This is a genomic window from Synechococcus sp. CS-1328, assembly GCF_025128095.1.
Classification (GTDB): domain Bacteria; phylum Cyanobacteriota; class Cyanobacteriia; order PCC-6307; family Cyanobiaceae; genus CBW1002.
This window is the reverse complement of the sequence record NZ_JAHLYT010000039.1, coordinates 14,713-34,158: the sequence shown is the minus strand read 5'-3', so window position 1 is coordinate 34,158 and position 19,446 is coordinate 14,713. Positions and strand designations below refer to the sequence as shown.

13 protein-coding genes are annotated in these 19,446 nt (G+C 67.4%); 3 read left to right on the top strand and 10 right to left on the bottom strand.

Going from position 1 to position 19,446, the window contains the following annotated elements; translation table 11 throughout:
* Positions 1 to 47: 47 nt before the first annotated feature.
* Positions 48 to 4,361 (top strand): Calx-beta domain-containing protein, encoded by a 4,314-nt coding sequence (locus tag KQ310_RS15845; RefSeq protein WP_311134712.1) that lies wholly within the window; start codon positions 48 to 50, stop codon positions 4,359 to 4,361.
* Between the two features lie 15 nt (positions 4,362 to 4,376).
* On the opposite strand, the gene KQ310_RS06605 is transcribed toward KQ310_RS15845, so the two are convergent.
* The 3 genes from KQ310_RS06605 to KQ310_RS06595 are packed head-to-tail and all read right to left on the bottom strand — an operon-like array spanning position 4,377 to position 8,127.
* A complete protein-coding gene (locus KQ310_RS06605) occupies positions 4,377 to 6,251 on the bottom strand; it encodes a DUF3488 and transglutaminase-like domain-containing protein (protein WP_259720977.1) in 1,875 nt (624 codons plus the stop codon).
* Positions 6,248 to 7,207, bottom strand: coding sequence for a hypothetical protein (locus KQ310_RS06600; protein ID WP_259720976.1), 960 nt, complete (start codon positions 7,205 to 7,207; stop codon positions 6,248 to 6,250). Before KQ310_RS06600 ends, KQ310_RS06605 begins: the two co-directional genes overlap by 4 nt.
* On the bottom strand, positions 7,204 to 8,127 hold the full coding sequence (locus KQ310_RS06595; protein ID WP_259720975.1) for a MoxR family ATPase: 924 nt from the start codon (positions 8,125 to 8,127) through the stop codon (positions 7,204 to 7,206). Before KQ310_RS06595 ends, KQ310_RS06600 begins: the two co-directional genes overlap by 4 nt.
* 805 nt (positions 8,128 to 8,932) lie before the next feature.
* Between KQ310_RS06595 and KQ310_RS06590 the strand changes: the two genes are divergently transcribed.
* A complete protein-coding gene (locus KQ310_RS06590) occupies positions 8,933 to 10,129 on the top strand; it encodes a histidinol-phosphate transaminase (RefSeq protein WP_259720979.1) in 1,197 nt (398 codons plus the stop codon).
* A gap of 72 nt (positions 10,130 to 10,201) precedes the next feature.
* On the opposite strand, the gene murG is transcribed toward KQ310_RS06590, so the two are convergent.
* Entirely contained in the window at positions 10,202 to 11,311 is a 1,110-nt protein-coding gene (murG, locus tag KQ310_RS06585; protein ID WP_259720974.1) for an undecaprenyldiphospho-muramoylpentapeptide beta-N-acetylglucosaminyltransferase, read from the bottom strand.
* Positions 11,312 to 11,367: 56 nt separating this feature from the next.
* On the opposite strand from murG, the gene KQ310_RS06580 reads away from it, so the two are divergent.
* A complete protein-coding gene (locus KQ310_RS06580; protein ID WP_311134711.1) occupies positions 11,368 to 12,195 on the top strand; it encodes a hypothetical protein in 828 nt (275 codons plus the stop codon).
* A 20-nt stretch (positions 12,196 to 12,215) separates the two neighbouring features.
* On the opposite strand, the gene KQ310_RS06575 is transcribed toward KQ310_RS06580, so the two are convergent.
* The 6 genes from KQ310_RS06575 to KQ310_RS06550 form a co-directional block, all read right to left on the bottom strand.
* Positions 12,216 to 14,486, bottom strand: a complete 2,271-nt coding sequence (locus tag KQ310_RS06575; protein WP_259720973.1) for a serine hydrolase — start codon at positions 14,484 to 14,486, stop codon at positions 12,216 to 12,218.
* 315 nt (positions 14,487 to 14,801) lie between these two features.
* A complete protein-coding gene (locus KQ310_RS06570; protein WP_259720972.1) occupies positions 14,802 to 15,704 on the bottom strand; it encodes an NAD(P)-dependent oxidoreductase in 903 nt (300 codons plus the stop codon).
* Between the two features lie 48 nt (positions 15,705 to 15,752).
* Positions 15,753 to 16,856 carry a type III polyketide synthase gene (locus KQ310_RS06565; RefSeq protein WP_259720971.1) on the bottom strand — a complete coding sequence of 368 codons (1,104 nt, stop codon included), beginning with the start codon at positions 16,854 to 16,856 and terminating at the stop codon, positions 15,753 to 15,755.
* Positions 16,847 to 18,001 carry an NAD(P)/FAD-dependent oxidoreductase gene (locus KQ310_RS06560; protein ID WP_259720970.1) on the bottom strand — a complete coding sequence of 385 codons (1,155 nt, stop codon included), beginning with the start codon at positions 17,999 to 18,001 and terminating at the stop codon, positions 16,847 to 16,849. The genes KQ310_RS06565 and KQ310_RS06560 overlap by 10 nt, the downstream gene beginning before the upstream one ends.
* Positions 18,001 to 18,732: a methyltransferase domain-containing protein gene (locus KQ310_RS06555; RefSeq protein WP_259720969.1), complete on the bottom strand. Its 732-nt coding sequence runs from the start codon at positions 18,730 to 18,732 to the stop codon at positions 18,001 to 18,003. The genes KQ310_RS06560 and KQ310_RS06555 overlap by 1 nt, the downstream gene beginning before the upstream one ends.
* Before the next feature lie 132 nt (positions 18,733 to 18,864).
* Complete coding sequence (locus KQ310_RS06550; RefSeq protein WP_259720968.1) at positions 18,865 to 19,422, bottom strand: EF-hand domain-containing protein; 558 nt, start codon at positions 19,420 to 19,422, stop codon at positions 18,865 to 18,867.
* Positions 19,423 to 19,446 lie beyond the last annotated feature (24 nt).

Sequence of the window (19,446 nt, the reverse complement as noted above, 5' to 3'; positions counted from 1 at the left end):
CGGGTCTGACGCTGGTGACAAGCACGGGCGCCGGTCGCGTTGTGACCGTGACGGTGACCAACAGCGGCGCAACGGATCTGGCGGCCGGTGCGGCGCTGGCGACGTTCGGGATCGCGACGACGGAGGACGCGTTCAATGAGGCGAACGAGACCTACACGGTGACGATCGGCGGCGGCGCCGGCGTGAGCGTGGAAGGCGGCACAACGGTGACGACGACCACGATCAATGACGACGATGCCGCGGCGATTCGCCTGAGTGGTCCGGCATCGGTTGGCGAGGGGGCGGCAACCAGCCCCTACGCGGTGGCCTTGGATGGGGTGGGTCTTGCTGCTGGGCGCAGCATCACCTTCACCCTGGACACGGCGGGTGGTACGGCTTCAGAAGGTACAGATTTCTCCTCTCTGACCACCGCCACGGTTTTCACCCCATCCACCGGGATCACCCTGAGTGGTTTTAGCACGGATCCCGCCACGGGTGCGGTGACTGTGACAGCCACGAATTCGAGTGGTGGAGATCTGGCCGCGAACTCTTCTCTGCTGAGCTTTTCGCTCGACACCATTCCCGACACTCTTGCCGAAGGAACAGAATCCTTCGCGGTGAATCTCAGCAGCACGGCGGCCACAGTGACCAGTGGGCGGGTCACCACCGCGATCAGTGAAGTTGCCGTTACTGCCGGAATTCGACTGGATGGGCCGGCCACCGTGGTGGAAGGTGCAAGGAGTGCTGCCTATTCCGTAGCGCTGGATGGTGTCTCCCTGGCGGCAGGCAGCAGCATCACGCTCACACTCGATACGGCCAGTGGAACAGCCACCGAAGGCTTGGATTTCGCAGCACTTTTGGCAGCCGGAATCACAGCACCCAGCGGAATTGTTCTGAGTGGCGTCAGCACAAATCCCGCCACTGGCGCCGTAACACTCACGGCCACGAATCGAACCGGTGCAACCCTGGCAACGGGGTCGTCATTGCTGAGCTTTGGCTTGGATGCGTCTACCGATGGGGTGCAAGATCTCAGCGAAACCTATTCCGTCACCCTCACCAGTGCTACCCAGCCAGTCACCAGCGGCACTGTTCAGACCACCATTCTGGATGTCAGTCAAACCACGTCTGGATTCACCACGCTCAACTTTGGCCGCTCCGTCGGGAATGTCACCATTGCACCCAACGCCTCCGTTGGCGTTCCGCTGACATTGTTTGAGGTTGTTGGCGTTGACCCTGCCTATCCTCTTCCTGTCCCGCCAGAACTTGTGGGGGGCTTTGATTATGGTCTTTTCTTTGAGTATTCCATTGGCACCGACGGAAAGCCAGCCTTTAATCTCGACTCTAATGGTCTGAAGGTCCCTCGCTATGGTTCTAGCAATTTCAGTACAACTGATGGCGCAGACGTAATCCAAGCGATTGGATATCCGCCCGGCGTGCTTGATGTTTATGTCAATGCGCTTGATTTGACAACTATCCGACTTGGAGGGGGCGACGATTACTTTGGCCTTGCCGGGCAGGGGATTGTGCAGTCAGTGCGCTCAGAGGTGAGCATTGATGAATCGCAAGGGTATATCTTTCAGTCCAATATCTTTGGCGGTGCCGGCGATGATACCGTCGCGGCTCTTATGCCTTGGCAGTCTGTCTTCAAGGGTGGGACGAGCACTGATTATTCCAGCCTTGTGTTAAGCGATGATCTTGCTCTTGAGGAGGTTCCCTTTGGAGACTCGCTTGAACTGAAGGGTTCTCGCTTCGACTGGGATATCGAATTCAAGGATGGCAATGGCGATGGAGTTGTAACGCTCGATTCTATCTTGAGTGAGCTGGATTATTTGGCGGTTTCAAATAATAATCAGATCTCAGGCTTTGAGCGTTTGCGATTTGGTGACATTCTTTTTGATTTGGTGCTTTATGCCCAGCAAGAGAGTGACGTGATCTTTGGTCAGCCTGAATATTTCCTCAACGGTGCGGAAAACCAAGCCCCCGAGCTGAATTCCACGATTGCCGATGGTTCTAACCTCTGGGAAGCATTCCGCTTCAACCGCACGTTCTTGCAGGGCATCTCCGGTACTGCTACCGATCTCGTGCAGGTGTTCACCGGTGATGCCAGTGATACGCCGAACCTGGTAGGTGCTCTGAAGTTCGCGGCGCTGAATACCCAGCTCGGTAACGATATCGTGGTGATCGGGAGCGCCGATCAAGCCTCTGTCGACTTGGGTGCTGGGGCAGACAGCTTTGAGGTAAAAGGCCTATTCAAAGATGCCACGCTTCGAGGAGGAGCGGGTGTTGACAGCCTGATTCTGCAGACGGCTCAAAACGCATTGGTGGCCGCCGGTACGGACGCTGAGATCGACAATGATGTTATTGAGCTGAAAAGCAATGCCACGGCCTCAGCCTTTCTTGGTGGCGGGGGTGTGGACAGGATCATTCTTCCAGGGACCCGTTCTTCCTATAAATTAGCCTACACGAAAGACGCCGTTACCGATGTAATTATATTTCAAGATGTTTCCGGAAATACTTACTCTGGAATCGAGGAATTTGTTTTTTCGGACGGCACTGTTGCAAGTACGACGATTGTGGCCGATATTGATGCCAATGTCGTCGTGAGTGATGACCCTGATGTCATCACCTTTAATGTTGATAGTGCCAGGTGGGCGTCATTGTCTGGCAATGGCACCTCCTTCAAGGGGGCCGTTGGTACGGGGGCTAATCCCATCACGGTGTCCACCGGTGCCGGGAATGACACTCCCATCATCGGCCTGAATGGTAATACGGCGGAACTTGTGGCTCCTCCGGATGGTCTAGCCAGCCTCCGCTTCGCGACTCTGAATACGGATGCTGGCGACGACATCGTGCGCCTTGGCACCTCTGAAAACGCCAAGGTGAACACCGGCACGGGCAACGACCAGGTGGAAGTGTTTGGCCTGATGACCAACACCGAGATCGATGGTGGCGATGGCACGAATGATGTTCTCCTGATTCGTGGCGATTACAGCGTGCTGCCGGCGGGCACCGTCAATGGTCTTGATCCATCCGGAAGCTTCTATCAGCTGGGCAGCAACAAGTTCTTCGGCTTCGAGACGATCACGATCGACAAGCCGCCGCCGGCGGACAGTGGCACCGATGGTGGTACCTCGCTGATCACTTTCAACGTCGATTCCGTCCGTTGGTTGGGTGACCTTGCGGGTAACACCACCTCCTTCAGCGGTGCGGTGGGAACCGGTGCCAATCCGATCACGGTTTCCACGGGGGCTGGCAACGACACCCCCACGATCGGCCTGGTGGGCAATACCTCCACCCTCCTGGCTCCTCCCGATGGGCTCGCCAGCCTCCGCTTCGCCACCCTCAATACAGAAGCCGGCGACGATGTGGTGAGGCTTGGTACATCCGAAAGCGCGACGGTGAATACCGGCACAGGGAACGATCAGGTTGAGGTGTTCGGCCTGATGACCAACACCGTGATCGATGGTGGTGATGGCACGAACGATGTTCTGCTGATCCGGGCCGACTACAGCGGTCTGCCGGCCGGTACCGCTAACGGACCATCGGCGGATGTGTCCGGAACGTTCTATCGACTTGGCACCAACAAGTTCTACGGCTTCGAAACAGTCACGATCGACAAGCCGCCGCCGGTCGCTACGCCCACACCAACTCCAACTCCAACCCCCACCCCCACGCCCACGCCTTCGCCGGGTGGCGGCGGCGGTGGTACGCCTGCGCCCACGCCGACCCCCACTCCGGCGCCAACCCCCACGCTGCCCACGTTCCCTCCGATCACCGACGGCACCAGCAACACCTTCTTCCCGCAACCGACTCCAACACCCACACCCACAGATGGCACCAGCAACACCATCGTGATCTCCGAGGGACCTCCATCTTCCGGTGGTGGGATGATTCTCAGCGCCGATCCCTTCTTGAACACCACCCAGATCCTGGTGGGAACCCCAGAGAACGATGTGCTCACCGGTGGCAGTGGGCCCGACATCCTCGAAGGCGGCCCTGGGGCCGATGAGGTGACTGGTGGCTTCGGCGCGGACACCTTCGTGCTTCCCTTCGGCGGGCCTTCGGTGGATACCTTCGTGGACTTCAATCCCATCGAAGACCGGATCCAGATCAACAACGTGCCCCGGGGCTCCAAGGTAGACAAGGCCTTCAAAGGGCGCACCCAGTCGAGCAAGGGGCTGGTCACGGTGGACGGCAAGAAGGAGGCCAAGTTCGCCGAGAGCCCCTACATCTACGATGCCGATTCCGGCCGCCTGTTCTTCAACGCCAATGGGGACAAGAAGGGCTTCGGCAAGGCCGGTGGGGTGATCGCCCAGCTCACGCCGGGGCTGGACCTCAACGGCAGTGATCTGGTGATCGCCTATGCAGACCCGGTGATCTGAGCCTCACGCAACCCCTCAGCGGCGGAGCCCCTGGCGCCGCAGCCTTGCGCAACTGCGCTCGATCTGGCGCCGGTAGCCGCTGAGGCGTTGGGTGGCCCCCGGCCCTTCCCCGGTGCCACGGCTGCCAAAGCGGAGCTGCAGATACAGCGCTCCCAGGGCCTCCAGGGGCTCCTGCAGCTCGGGTTGCCGTTCTCCGGCCCGAGCGCAGAACTGCTCCAGCGGTTCGGCTGGGGCTGGTTCCAACCCCATGCTGCGCAACGCCACCAGGCAGCGCTCCAGCTCCCGCCGAGACCGGTCCGCCCGCGGTGCCCGATCCCGCTGGCGCTGCCCCCATTGCAGCAACGCCAGGCTCGCCGCCAGTCCCAGCCCCAGTCCCGCCAGGATCAAGGCCCCCAGCCACTGCCGGTTGCGCCCCAGCAGCGTGTCAAGCAGGGCCTCCTGGCCCTCCCGATCAAAGCCCAGCCACCAGCGGCTCCAGGCCAGGTCGATGCCCCACCACTGCCGCTGGCCCCAGCGCCACCACAGCGGTGCCTGCCCCTGCAGCGCCGCCGTTGCCGCCGTGTTGCGCTCCGGTGTTACCCAGGTGGTGGGATCCAGCCGCAGCCAGCCCTGGCCATCGAGCCACACCTCACTCCAGGCATGGGCTTCCGCCTGGCGGATGTCGAGGTAGGGCTCGCCGCCGAAGGGCTGCACCCAGGTTCCGCCCCTGTAGCCGCTCACCACCCGGGCCGGCACGCCCGCTGCCCGCAGCAGGGCCGTGGTGGCACTGGCGTAATGGCCGCAGAAGCCCTGCTGCCGCTCGAACAGGAAGGTGTCGAGGCCAGCTCGCCGCGGCAGGGTGCCGGGGCTGCGGGTGTAGCGGAACGGCTGGCTGCGGAACCAGTCCTCGGCGGCGGCCAGGCGCTGGCGGGGTTCCGGCAGGCGGGCCCACTGTTGACCCAGGGCCTCGAGCCTCGGATTGGCCCCCTTCGGCAGGGCCAGATCGATCAGGGAAGGGGGTCGCTGCTGCCAGGGGCTGGTCTGCTCCTGGCTGATCAGTTGGTAATGGCGCCGTTCCCGCGGCGGTCGTTTCAGAAGCAGTTCGCCATCGAAGCGCAGGCGCAGGTCGTCGCTGTGGGGCTCGGACTGCCCGTCCCATGGCACCGCCTCAAACCGGCTCGGCTCCACCAGCCACAACTGGCGCGCACGGGTGTCAGGTGGGGCTGTGCGCTCCTGCACCGGGGCCGTCAAGGGGGGCGCAGAGCGCAGCTCACGCCGCTGCCAGCTCTGGCCATCGAACCAGTCGTGCACCAGCACCCGCCAGTAGCGCTCGCTCTCCGCTGGAACCTGGTTGTCGCTGAAGGCCACCCGTGCCGCCGGCGCCGCGCTGCTGGCCAGGGAGGCGATGCCGCCTGGATCCAGCTTGTCGCTCAGGCCGGTCACGGCGGCGCTGCCCCACCCCTGCGGCAGGGTCCAGAGCGGTCCGATCCGCGGCAGCAGCAGGAACAGCACCAGGGCCATCGGCAGTGCCGCCGCCAGCACCTGGGCGCTGCGCCGCACCAGTTGGCGCCAGCTGAGGCTCAGCTCCAGTTCCAGACCCAGCAGCCCCGCCAGTGCCAGCAGGGTGATCGCCAGCTGCAGGGCGCTGGGCAGCAGGTCGGGTTGTTGGGCCCCCAGCAGCCCGGCGCCCACCAGCTGCAGCAGCGCCACCAGCCGCCGTTCGGCGCGGCAGCGCGCCTCCCGCAGCTTCAGGGCGGCCATCACCACCAACACGATCGTGGGCCAGCTCAGCGGTAGGCCCGGATCCAGGCCCGTGAGCCCGATCGCCAGCAGGCCGGTCACCACCCACTGCAGGCGCTTGGGGGGCAACACCAGCGCCGACGGCGAGGCAGGGGGCAGAGGCTGGGTCATGGGCTGGTGGCCAGGGCCCGCAGGCAGGCCTCCCGATGGCTGGGACCGCTGCCGGGCTCCAGCCGCAGGCCGGGCAGCTCCAGGCCATAGACCGCCTCCTGATGGCCCAGCTGCCAGATCCGCTCGCTGAGGTGTTCCAGCGCCTGCTCGCGGGGCAGGCCAACGGCTGGTGCCAGGCAGAGCGGCTCGCCGGCCTCGGCGGAGAACTGCTTGGTGAGCTGGCCGCGGCCCTGGGCGAAGGGCTTCCAGGCAAGCCGGCTGCTGCCATCCTCGGGGCGATGGGGCCGCAGGTCACGCCACTGTTCGCTGCCTTCCCGTTCCCAGCGGCTCTGGCTGGTGGGGCCGTCTTCGGATCTCTCCACCGGCAGGCTGGCGACCGGACCGGGGCGGCGGCGGGGGTAGATCAGCTGGGCCCGGGGCGGTTCCCAGCGGCTCCAGCAGCGGAACAGCCCCAGCGGTGCCGTGCTCACCAGCTTCAGGCGGCCGGGCCGCTGCCAGCCGCGGTGGGGCGGGATCCAGGGCAGCGCCAGGCTCTGCTCCCCCGGTCGCAGCGTCAGCATCAGGGGGGCTGCGGCTGGGCTCCCATGGCTGGCTGGTTGCCAGCTGATCTGCAGCCCCTCGCGGCGGTGGCGGCTGCGGGCGATCAGGGGGTAGGCCAGCGGCGTGCCGGCGAAGCCCGCCGCCGGGTCGCCGCAGCGCAGCTCCAGGCCCTGCAGGTTGAAGTGGGTGAGGTGCAGGGCCAGCAGCATCAGCCCCAGCATCAGATAGCTGAGCAGCAGCGGCCCGTTCCGCTGGGTCTGGATCGCCACGATCAGCAGCAGCGCTCCACCGCTCAGCCACAGCCAGCCGAAGCGGGTCGGCACGATGTAGAGGTTGCGCAGCCCCAGCAGCAGCGGATCCCCTTGCTGGGGTGGCACCAGGCGCGTCACCAGCTCTTCCGGGGAACTCAGCTTCATCGGATCGCGTCCACGTCCGCCAGCAGGCGGGCGCTGAAGCCGCTGCCAGCTGCCCCGCCGCCGTCACTCAGGGGTTGACCCCCATCCAGCCGGTGTTCACACACCGGCGCCAGCACGGCCTGCACATCGGAAGGGAGCACGTGGTCGCGCCCCTCCAGCAGTGACCAGGCCCGGGCTGCCGCCACCAGCCCAAGGGCGGCACGGGGGGAGAGGGGGGCGCCGGGGATGTCGGCGCGGCGGCTGAGTTCCACCAGATCGAGCACGTAATCCAGCAGGGCCAGGGTGCAGGTCTGGCGGGCGCTGCGCTCCTGCAACTCCTGCAGCTGGGCTGGCGAGAGCACGGCGCCGATCGCCTCCGGCCGCCGCCCCTCGCCGGCCAGCAGGGCGCGCTCCGCCTGCCGCGGCGGGAAGCCGAGGCTGAGCCGCATCAGGAATCGATCGAGCTGGGATTCCGGCAGCGGCGCGGTGCCCATCTGATCGAGTCCGTTCTGGGTGGCGATCACGAAGAACGGCTCCGGCAGCGGATAGCTGGTGCCATCCACACTCACTCGCCCCGCCGCCATCGCCTCCAGCAGAGCGCTCTGGGTGCGGGAGCTGGCCCGGTTGATCTCATCGGCCAGCAGCACCTGGGTGAACACCGGGCCGGCCTGAAAGCGGAAACTGGCGGTGGCCGGATCGAACACGTTGATGCCGGTGAGATCGGCCGGCAGCAGATCACTGGTGAAGCTCACCCGCTTGAAGGCCAGCCCGAAGCAGCGGGCCAGGGTCTCGGCCAGGGTGGTCTTGCCCACGCCGGGCAGATCCTCGATCAGCAGATGGCCGCGGGCCAGCAGACAGGCGAGGGCCAGGCGCACCTCCTGCTCCTTGCCCAGCAGCACCCGGTTCACGGCCTCGATCACCGGCTGCAGCGGGGCGGACACAAAGCCAGGGCGGAGATCCCTGAATTGTGCCGCCGCCATCGGGGGCCTGCAGGGTCGCCGTTGCTGGTCAGGCGTCTGGGTCGTCCCGATCCGGCTCCAGGGTCCAGCAGTTGCGGGCACCGATCAGCCCGGCGATCTCGGCCATGGTCAGCGGCACACCGGTAGCCATCGCACGCTCAACGGTGTAGGCGGTTCCGGTTTTCTATGCCTATGTTCGCTTGGTGAAGTGTGCCTCCTAGGGCAAGCGCTACAACACCAATGAAAATGGTAATAATATAGAGCAAAGGATTAGAAGGCGTTGAGGCAAAAACAAGAATGGCAGGAATCGAAATTAGAAGCGCGCCAATTCCCCAAGAAGCAAAAGCAGCTTTCTGCAAGGTGTTCCATCGATGCCGAGACAGTGCATTGGCGCCATGCGGTATGGCGCTAGGGCTTTTGTCTTTTATTGGGCAACCACATTTTGGGCAATATGGAGCTTCTGAAGACACGCTATAGTTGCAGTCGGGACATGCAATGAGTGGCATAACTTGCTTCTGCTTTTCTGATCTAAATTCATGTTACTCGGTCCGTATAGGTTCGATGCAACTTGGTCCCGTCTCTGCGGATTTGGCGGACCGGAGGCGGACGGCGGCAGTCTGGGCAGCCGGTCTCAGATGCGACTCCTTCACCGTGGCGACTGGCGGTGCTTTTCAGGCCCGCCAGAACGCTGCGCCAAACCGTTCGGTTCTGGTACGGGCAGTTAGCGTCCAAGCCGCTTCCCGGCCGCTGCTGTGCCATGCCTTCGCCGGTGACACCTGAACCGGTGATGGCTGAGTCGTTGTCGGCTGCGGGGGTGCCGCCTGAGGGGGTGGCGCCTGAGATCCACGGGGGCAACCGGGTGGCGATCGCCGCTCGCCTCGGCTGCGGCCCCGCCGATCTGCTCGATGCCAGCGCCTCGCTGGTGCCCTTCGGGCCGCCCCTGCGGATGCGCCTGGCCGCTCTGGCGGCCATGGCTGGCCCGGCGCTGCGCGACTATCCCGACCGCAGCTACGGCGCCCTGCGTCAGGCGATCGCCGCCCTGCACGGCCTGCCGCCGGAATGGGTGCTGCCGGGGAACGGCGCTGCCGAGCTGTTCACCTGGGCGGCACGCGACGCGGCCGCCACCGGCGTCAGCGCGCTGCCGGCACCGGGCTTCGCCGATTACCGGCGGGCCCTGGCCACCTGGGGGGGCGCCAGCAGGCCGCTGCACCTGCGGCTCGACTGGCCGGCCGGCTTCCCCCAGCACTGGGGGGCGGCCTTTGCTGAAGACCAGACCGGCTTCGGTGATGACCAGTCCACAGGCCATTCGCCGGTGCCGCCGGTGCTGTGGATCACCAATCCCCACAACCCCAGCGGCCAGCTCTGGAGCCGCGATTCCCTGGCGCCGCTGCTGGAGCGTCACCGGCTCGTGATCGTGGACGAGGCCTTCCTGCCGCTGGTTCCCGCCGGAGAGGCCCAATCCCTGGTGCCCCTGTTGCCGCACCATCCCAACCTGGTGGTGATCCGCAGCCTCACGAAGCTGCTGTCGATCGCTGGCCTGCGGCTGGGCTATGCCCTGGCGGCGCCGCAGCGCCTGCAGCGCTGGAGCCGTTGGAGGGATCCCTGGCCGGTGAATGGCCCGGCGGCGGCGATGGTGGCCGGCTGGCTCGCCGATGGGCCGCGGCGTGACCGCTGGACGGCACGGGTGCAGCGTTGGGTGGCGGCGGAAGGGCCCTGGCTGGCCGCCCAGCTGGCGGCACTGCCGGGGCTGATGCCGATGCCCTCGGCGGCGAACTTCCTGCTGGTGCGCCACGCCGGTGGAGCGTCGCTCGAGCCGCTGCGGCTGGCCCTGGAGCAGCGCCACCACATCCTGTTGCGTGGCTGCCGCTCTTTCGAGGGGCTGGGGGAGGGTTGGCTGCGGATCGGTCTGCAGGATCGGCGGCGCCATCGCCGCCTGCTCCAGGGTTTGGCCGTGGAGTGGGGGCGCTGCGGCCTGCAGGGGTGAGAGGGCGTTCCGCTGAGATGGCGCTCCTCTGAGACAGCTTGCAGCTGAGGCAGCTTGCAGCTGAGACAGCTCTCAGGCCTGGGGCTGCTGTTCGGCGTCTGCCTCGCCGAGCTCCACCAGCAGCGCCGCCACCTGCCGATCGGCATCGCGCACGGCCAGGCGCTCCATGCCCCGCCGCAGGCTCAGCAGGGGATCGGAATCGGGAGGGGCCGGCTCTCCCCCCAGCCGCGGCCCCAGCAGCCGCCAGAGGGTTTGCTCCAGCAATGGGTCTGAGGGGGGCTGCTGCGCCACGATCACCGCCGCCTCCACCGCCGCCGCTGCTGCCGCATTGGCGTCCTGATGGTGGTCGGCGGCCTGTGGGAAGGGCACCAGGATCGCCGGGGTGCCGCACACCGCCAGTTCACTGAGGCTGCCGGCCCCGGCGCGGCTGATCGCCAGGTCGGCGTGTTGCAGCAGGCCCGCCATGGCCTCGCTGAAGGGCCGCTCCACCAGGCCGCTGAGGCTGCTCTGGCCGGCCTCGGGATCGTTGCTGCCGGTGAGATGCACCACCCGGCAGCCGGCCGCCACCAGCTTCGGCAGCAGCGGCCGCACCATCCGGTTCAGGCCCAGGGCCCCCTGGCTGCCGCCCACCACCAGCAGCATGGGGCCGTCACCGGCCGGCACCCAGTCCGGCAGGGGGGCGGGCTCCAGCAGCGCCTGGCGCACCGGTGTGCCGGTGACCAGTGGCCGGCAGCGGGGCAGCCGCTCAGCCGCCTGCGGCAGCCCCACCGCCACACGGCTGCAGAGACGGCCCAGCAGGCGCGTCACCTTGCCGGGGATGGCATTGCTCTCGTGCAGCACCACCGGCACGCCGCACCAGCGGGCCGCCAGGATCGCCGGTGCCGCGATGTAGCCGCCGCTGCTGAACACCACCGTGATCTGCTCCCGCCGGATCAGACGGCGCACGGCCCGGGTGGCGTTGAGCAGCTTCAGCAGATTCCAGAGCTTGCGCAGACCTCGCCCCTGCAATCCGCCGGCCCGCACCGTGTGGAGCGGATAGCGGCTCGGTACCAGCTGGCGCTCCAGCCGGTCGGGCACCCCCAGCCACTGCACGCTCCAGTCGGGCGGCAGGGCCTCTGCCACTGCCAGGGCTGGAAACAGATGGCCACCCGTACCACTGGCGGCGATCAGAAGCCTGGGCATGGGCGGGGCGTGCGGCCGCGCCTAACTTAAAAGCCATGCCCGGGCCGCTCCACCGCTTGACCTTCCTGCCGCTCTCCCCCTCTCCCGCTTCCCCCGCTTCCCCCTCATCCCGCCGTGCACAGCGCGCCGGCTTTGGCTGGCTCCAGAGCGGCCTGGCCGCCGCTGTGGCGCTGGGAGGCCTGATCACCGGGCTCCCTGCCGCCTGGGCCGCGCCTCCCACGCCAGCCCTGCTGCAGGCCCTGGAAACGGCGCTCAACAGCTCCGCCAGCAAGGATCTGGCGGCCCTGCTGGAGGCCGGTCCGGGCTTCGATCCGAATGAGCTGGAGGCCCGCTACAGCAGCCTGCGCCAGCTGTTCCCCGATGCCCGCTGGAAGATCACACCGGCTGCTCCGTTGCGGGATGGCCGCGCCACCGTCACGGTCAAGGTCACCGGTCAGCGGCAGGATGGGCCCTACAACTACCGCCTCGAGGCCTCCCAGCAACTCGCCCTCGAGAGCAGCGGCAGCCGCATCAACGGCCAGATGGTGATCCGCGAGCAGTCGATCCTGCGCAGTGGTGACGCCGACCTGCCCGTGAGCCTGCTGATCCCCGATGCGGTGCTCACCGGCCAGCGCTATGACGTGGACGTGCTGTTCGATGACCCCCTCGAAGGTGCCGTGGCGGCCGGCGGCATCGTGCCCCTGACCGCCGAGCAGTTGTCGGCAGTGGAAAGTCCGGATCTGCAGCTCGGTGCCCTGGGCGGCGGCGGCCTGTTCAAGACCGTGCAGGCACCCACGACCCCCGGCTCCCAGACCTGGGCCATCCTGCTGGTGCATCCCAAGGGCATCGTCAGCGCCACCAAGCTGGTGCGCGTCGTGGCGGATCGGCAGGCCCTGCAACCCTGAAGGGGTCAGGGCCAGCAGGCTCAGGCCAGCAGGATGTCCGTGGCGACCAGGGGCGTGAACGGGTCCAGGGCTGCCAGCAGGCCACCGCCCTTGCCGAAGCCCTCTGCCTTGCCGTTGGTGTTGAGGAACAGCTGGCCGCGGGGTTCCCAGTACACCAGTGAGGCCTTCGAGGCCAGGCCCTTCTTCAGGGATTTGCGGTTGCCGTCCACCACCCGGAAGCGGACCGCGTTGCCGCCCAGAAGACCAGCCGCCACCACCACGGTGTCGAGGCCGCTCTCGAAACCGCCGATCGAGCGGCCCGTCACGGCTTGGATCACGAAACGGTCGGGACTGCCCGGTGTGCCGAACGGCTCCGGCACCGGCACGCCACCGGGATCGGCAGGAATGGCCGGTGAGGCCACTGAGGCGGCTCCCCAGATCTCCGCCAGAGCCTGCAGATCCGTGCTGGAGAACCAGGTGGCCGGCGTGTCGCCGCCGACCCGGTACGACATGATCGTGTCCAGATCACTGAAGCGGGGATCATCGGGGTTTCCTCCCGGATGCTCCAGGCCAAGGGCGTGGCCAATCTCGTGCACGATTGTGCGCTGTTCCGAGGCGCTCAGGCCTGGATCGTCATTGAGTTCTGCTTCGATCGTCACGCCCGATTCGGCCGCAATCACCGAGCGCTGCCCGGAGGGTTCCACCAGGAAGCTGAATGCCGTGTAGGTGATCCCGGTGATCGCGTCGCTGAAGCCGTCGTCGTCGCGCACCTGCTGCACCGACACCACCTGCAGGGGGCTGGCCAGGCTGTTCTCCTGGCTGGCCTGCAGGCGGATCACGCCGGCCAGGCGGGCGAACACCTGGTTGATGAAGGCCTGCTCCTCCGGGCTGGCGGCGAAGGTGATCGGCGGGGTGCCGAGCCCGGCGGCCAGGTTGCCGTTGTCAAAGCCGGCCGCCGTGAGGCCGTAGCGCAGGCGGTGAATGCCGGACCCGTCCGCCGCGTAGAGCTGGCGCAGCAGGTCGAGCTGGGCCGGATCGGCCTGGATCAGGCTGGTGGGCAGGGGGACTCCGTCCGCGCTACCTGGCCCCGTGGCGGCAAGGGCGCCTGCCGCGCGGCTGCCAGCTTCGCCGACGGCCGGAGGGGGGGCGGCCGAGGGACTGCCGCTTGGCACGGCGGAGGCCCCGTAGAGCTCCCGCAGGATCGCCTTGGCCAGGATCAGGGCGGACCCTTCCCCCGTCACCGGCGAAGCGGTGAGGTTGGTGCCCACGATGATCGTGTTTCCGGTCTTCGGGTCGTGGCCCATGAAGCTCATGAACCCGGGCAGCTGGCCGTCGTGGCCGAGGATGGTGGGTCCGAAGCGCACCAGGCCAAGGCCGTAGCCGGCATTTTCAGGGTTGGAGGGATCGATCGGCTTGATGCTGCGTAGCCGGCGCTGCTGCATCTTTTTGTCCAGCAGGCCGCCCTCCACCAGTGCCTTCACGTAGACCGAGAGGTCGTCCACGGTGGAGATCGCCGATCCCGCCGTCCAGCCCCAGGAGGGGTTGTCGCGGGTGGCGTTGATCGGCTCGAGGGTGCCGTCCACCGCCGCCTGGGCCTCGGCAGGGGGCAAGGCCAGGCTTGTGATGGTCTCCAGGTTCGTGCCGAACTGGTACCCCTGCGGATGCGGTTTGGGCAGGGAGGAATCCTTGCGGAGGGGCAGCAGGGAGTCCGTCAGGCCAAGTGGCTTGAAGATGCGCTCTTCAAAGGCTTCGCTGGCGCTCTGACCGGTGAGCTGCTCGATGATGCCGCCGAGCAGGATGTAATTGGTGTTGCTGTATTCGAACTCGGCTCCGGGGGCGAAGTTGGGCGGATGGGAGAAGGCGATCTTCAGGAGTTCCTTCGGTCGCCACCCTTTCTGTGGATCACTATCGAGCTTGGCGTTGAACCCTGGATCTTCGCTGTAGTTGAACAGCCCGCTGCGCATCTTTGCCAGCTGGGCGATGGTGATGTTCTTGCCATTCGGAACATCGGGCCAGAATTTCGATACCGGATCATCCAGCCGCAGCTTTCCTTCCTCCACCAGCTGCAGGATCACCGTGGTGGTCATCGTCTTGGTATTGCTGCCCACCCGCAGGTGATCGTCCATCCGCATCGCCCGCTCCGTGCCGAGCGCCCCCACGCCGAAGCTCTGGCGCCAGTTCCCCTGTTGCGGCGATTCGATCAGCACCACCGCCCCCGGAATGGCGTTGGCCTGCATCAGGGCCGGGATCTCCTGGCTGAGATCGCGGGCGTAGTTCGGCAGGTCGAGTCCGGCAATGCTGCTCTGGCCCATTCCTTCTCCTGCACCTGGAGGTAAACAATTCACCTTAGGACGGCTCTCCCGCGGCGTCAGCGCTGCAACCAGCGAGCCAGGCAGGACACGTCTGCGGCACACGTCGTCTGCGTCATGCGGCTTCGTCGGCTGACGGCCATGCCGGCATGGCCTGCATAGCCTCAAGGGTTGGCTAGTGGTGGGGCGAGATGACAGCGCGGTATCTCAGTACGGCCAGCAGTGCGTCCAGGGTGCTTGACCTGATCCCTCACCCCTCCGGTCGCGCCCTCAGGGAAACAGATCGCTTAGATGGGGTGTCTGCTCAGAGGCTCGGCCTCACTGGGTGAACCACCGAGCGAGAGCCGAAACGTCTTCCTCGCCGAAGCCGGCTTCGATCAGGCTGTCTTCCATGGCGGCGACGCGCTCGCTGATGGGCAGGTTCAGGTCCGAGGCCGCGGCGGCCCCCAGGGCGATGGCCAGATCCTTGCGATGCAGGGAGAGCTTGAACCCCAGGGGGAAGCGGCCCTCCAGCATCCCCGTTGCGCGGTGCTCCAGGGCCCAGGAGCCTGCGGCACCGCCAGAGAGCGCCTGTCTCACCAGCTCCATCGGCAGCCCCAACCGCTGGCCCAGGGCCATGGCTTCCGCCGCCGCCGCATAGCTGCCGGCCACCAGCACCTGGTTCACCGCCTTGACCTGCTGGCCTGATCCGATCGGCCCGAAGTGCGTCACGGTCCTGCCGACGGCCTGCAACAGCGGCCTGGCCCGATCGACCGTGGCATCCGCGCCTCCGACCAGCACTGAAAGCGTTCCCGCCTTGGCGCCCTCGGTCCCCCCCGTGACTGGGGCATCGACGAGATCGAGGCCAAGGAGCCTGAGGCGGTCATGACAGGCCTTCGCCTGCGAGGGATCGATCGTGGAGAAGTCGATCACCAATCCGCCCGCAGGGAGAGCAGCGGCGGCGCCCTGGTGGCCGAACAGCACCTCGTCCACCGCTGCACCATCGGTCAGACAGAGGCAGAGAATCTCTGCTGTGGCTGCCGCATCCGCTGGTGAGCAGGCCCGCGCAGCGCCGGCGGCAGCCAGGGGCTCCTCCGCCGTGCGGGTGCGGTTGTGAACCGTCAGGGGGAAGCCGGCGGCCAGCAGATTCGCCGCCATCGGCGTTCCGAGCTGACCAAGCCCAAGGAAAGCCACCGATGGGAGCGGTGAGTCAGAGCTCTGCACGACCTGCTCGTTCCGCATCGTCAGAAGGCTGCCATAACGACCCCGGCAGCTTTCTCCTGCAGCGCCTCAGGCCAGCAGGGCCACCTCGACGCACAGGCCCGGGCCGAAGGCCATGGCCAGGCAGGGGCCGGGAGCGTCGCTGCGCCGCAGACGCTCGAGGATGAACAGCAGGGTCGGCGACGACATGTTGCCGCAGTCCTTGAGCACCGATCGGGAGGGCTCGATCAGGAGGGGATCAAGCCCCAGGGCCTCGGTCACCGCTGAGAGGATGCGGGGCCCGCCGGGATGCACGGCCCACGAGCCGATGGCAGCGAGCGTCAGCTGATGAACGGCCAGCCAGCCGGTCAGCCAGGGCCGCAGATGCTCCGCGATCAGGTCTGGAACCTGTGGGGACAGGCCCATGGCGAAGCCGTGATCCTCGATTGCCCACGACATGGCCTCGGTGCTGTCGGGCACCAGCAGGGAGCCGCTGGCGATCAAGCGCCGCAGCCCAGGGGCTGACGGCGTCTCAGCCTCAGGCTCCGTCCCGCAGACCACCAGGGCGGCGGCGCCGTCGGCGAAGAGGGTATTGGCCACGATCCGCTCGGCTTCCCAGCCGTACTGCAGGTGGAGGCTGCAGAGCTCAACGGCGCAGAGCAGGACACAGGCTTCAGGATCAGCCCCGGTGAATCCGGCAGCCACCCGCAGACCGTTGAGGGCTCCATGGCAACCCATGAACCCCACATGGGTGCGGGCCACGTCGGTGGGCAGCGGCAGGGCGGTCATCAGGGCGAGATCGACGCCGGGCGCCTGGAAGCCGGTGCAGGACACCGTGATCAGGTGGGTGATGCGTTCGGGGGGCAGCTGCGCCTGGTCCAGGGCAGCGAGAACAGCCCGCAGGGCCAACGTTGGCGCTTCCTGGGCGTAGCGACGCATCCGCTCTGCGGTGCCAGGGCTGGTGGGTCCGAAGAAGGACTGCTGCTGGCAGGACTCCGTGCCCGTGGGCTCCAGCAGAACGCTGTGGCGGGTGGCCACCCCTGAGCGGCGATGGAGCGTCTCGAGGAGCCGGCGCTGGGACGCAGAGGGAACCTGGTTGGGCAGGGCCACCTCGGCGGCGATGGCGGCAGCGTCGCCCTGGGTGATGCGATGGGGGGGCAGGGCCGTCCCCAGGCCGTGGATCGTCAGGGACATGGCTCTGGGGTCAGACGTTCCAGGGTTGCACCACCCAGCTGCTGGAGGAGTGGCGCGGTCAGCGCCGGCCAGCGCTCGGCCGCCGCCAGCAGGTTGCGGCTCAGGCCGGGGCGCCGCAGGGCGAAGGCCAGGGCATGGCAGAAGCGCTGCCGCGATCCGATCAGACGGGCATGGCGGCGGGCCCACTCCCTCTCGAGGCCCCGGCTCCAGCCCTCCTGCCCCTGCAGCACCAGGGGCACCGCCGCCAGAGCCCCGACCAGGGCCCAGCCCATGCCCTCGCCGGTGAAGGGTTCCACGTAGCCAGCGGCATCCCCCAGCAGCAGCAGCCGCTCGGCCGCCGGGGGTGTGCTCTGGCGGGTGAGGGCCGGGGTGGCCCGCCAGGAGGCCCCGCTGGCCTGGGGCACGGGATCGAAGCCGGCCTCGGCCAGCACCGCGGCGGCGCTGGCGGCCGGACCTCCGGCAGCGATCAGCTGGGTGCGGTCGAAGGCCGCAGCCAGGTTGAGGTCCCCGTCTTCGTTGCGCACCAGCCCCACGTAGCCGTGCCGGCCGATGGCCATGTGGATCGTGCCCCTGCCATAGCCGCTCACCTCGGCGTCCAGCCGGCAGCCGGCGCCGACCCTGGCGTGGGCGTTGATCCGCGACTGGATCGGGATGGTCGGATCCAGCCCGGAACTGCCCAGCCCCGTGGCCACCAGCACGACCCGGGCGCTGGTGGTCTGGTGCTCGTCGCCGGAGCGCAGCCGTACACTCCGGCCCCCGGGACAGGGGCCGCCCACGCTGGCCTCGGTCTGAAGGCGCAACACCGCTCCGGCAGCTACGGCAGCCTCACTCAGGGCCAGATCGAAGCGGCCCCGGGAAAGGGATCGGCCCATGGGTAAGGCGAGGTCCACCTGATGGCCTTGCAGGCCGAGGCGGAGCCGGGCGAGGGGAACAGCGCCCTGGCCGTCGACCAGGTGGCCCAGTCCCGCGTCCTCCAGGGCCCTGAGGGCGACGCCGTTCAGACAACTGCCGCAGACCTTCCAGCGGGGAAAGGCCCGCTTCTCCACCAGCAGCACCCGCAATCGGCAACGGGCCAGTTGGTGGGCGGCCAGGGCGCCGGCGGGCCCGGCCCCGACCACGATCACGTCCCAGTCCGGAGAGCTCATCAAGGCTGGGGCGGGCCGCCTGGCCGGCGCCAGCACAGCAGGTAGCGCTCGGGCCAGCTGCGCCGGATCACGGCGCCATCGAGGCCCGCCCGGACCGCGAGGGAGCGCACTTCCTCCAACTGAAAGGCGCCCTGCACCGAGACGGGTCCATCGAAATGGACGATCGGGGAGCGACTCAGCAGGCGGCAGCCCGCCCAGGCCAGCCCGTAGCCCAGGGGACTGCGGATCAGGTCATTGACCAACACCAGCTGGCGGCTGGCGCGACCCATCCGGCTGAGCAGATCCACGGCCGCCTCGTCGTCGAGATGGTGCAGGAAGAGGGTGCAGAGGATGACGTCGTAGCCGTCAGGCAGGGGATCCTTCAGGGCATCGGCCTGGAAGAAGACTCCGTCAAGATGCCGCTCCCTGGAGCTGCGTGAGGCCATGGCCACCGCCTGGGGGCTGAGGTCGCAGCCGTCGACACGTACAGCGAGCCCTTCGCGGCGGGCCCTTGCCGCCAGGGCACGGGTGTTGTCCCCACCGCCGCAGGCCAGATCCAGAACCCGCAGGGGCTGTCCGTTGTGCTCCCGGGCCAGGGAACGGATCGGAGCAAGCAGGGATCCCACGGCACCACTGAGAGCGTTGATCCTGCGCAGACCCTCCAGGGCCTGGGTGTGGGCGGCGGGATCGATGCCGGGCTGGTCCATCCACTCGGGTTGCCGGTGCCGCTGGGCCAGTGGCTGGAAAAGCATCAACAGAGCACACGGACGCCTGAGCTGTCGTCGTGGGGGAAAAGCTCGAGACGGTGTTCCTCGCTGAACAAGCCCGAAAACCAGGCCTTACCCCCACTCTGAAGGTTACGGGCTGTAGGCGGACCTGGATCATCAGGATCCGGATCCCGCCCGTTGCCGCCGCAGCTCGCCCAGTTCCTGCAGGCTGACGCCGCCATCGCCGTTGCGGTCGGCCTGGCTGAAGTTCTCCTGCAACCACCGCAAGCCCTTGGCTTCGCCCCGTTCGATCCGGCCGTTGCCGTTCTGATCGGCCCGCAGGAACATCATCCGCAGCCGTTCGCCCTGCAAGGCAGCGCTCTGGGGCACGAAGTCGGCGGGGCTGAGCTGGCCTCGGCCGTTGCGATCCAGCCGTTCGAAATGCTTTTCGATGTAGGCATGGCCCCGCACTTCGCTGCGATCGAGGCGTTGGTCGGCGTTGCGGTCCAGCCGCCGGAACAGCTCCTGCAGCCGCTGGCGGTAGGTCTCGAGATCCCGCTGTTGCTGGGCCACTTCCATGGCCTGCGCCGGACCGGCGGGCAGAAGCGGGGATGGAGCAACGGCCGCGGCCAGAGCCACGGCCGTGCCGACCATCAGGGCAGCCAGCCGCCGCTGCCGGCGCCCCGGCCGCAGCCGGAGGGCGGTCAGCAGTGGTGGCGGGCCGGAAGTCCCCATGGGACAAGGTTATGGAGTGCGCTG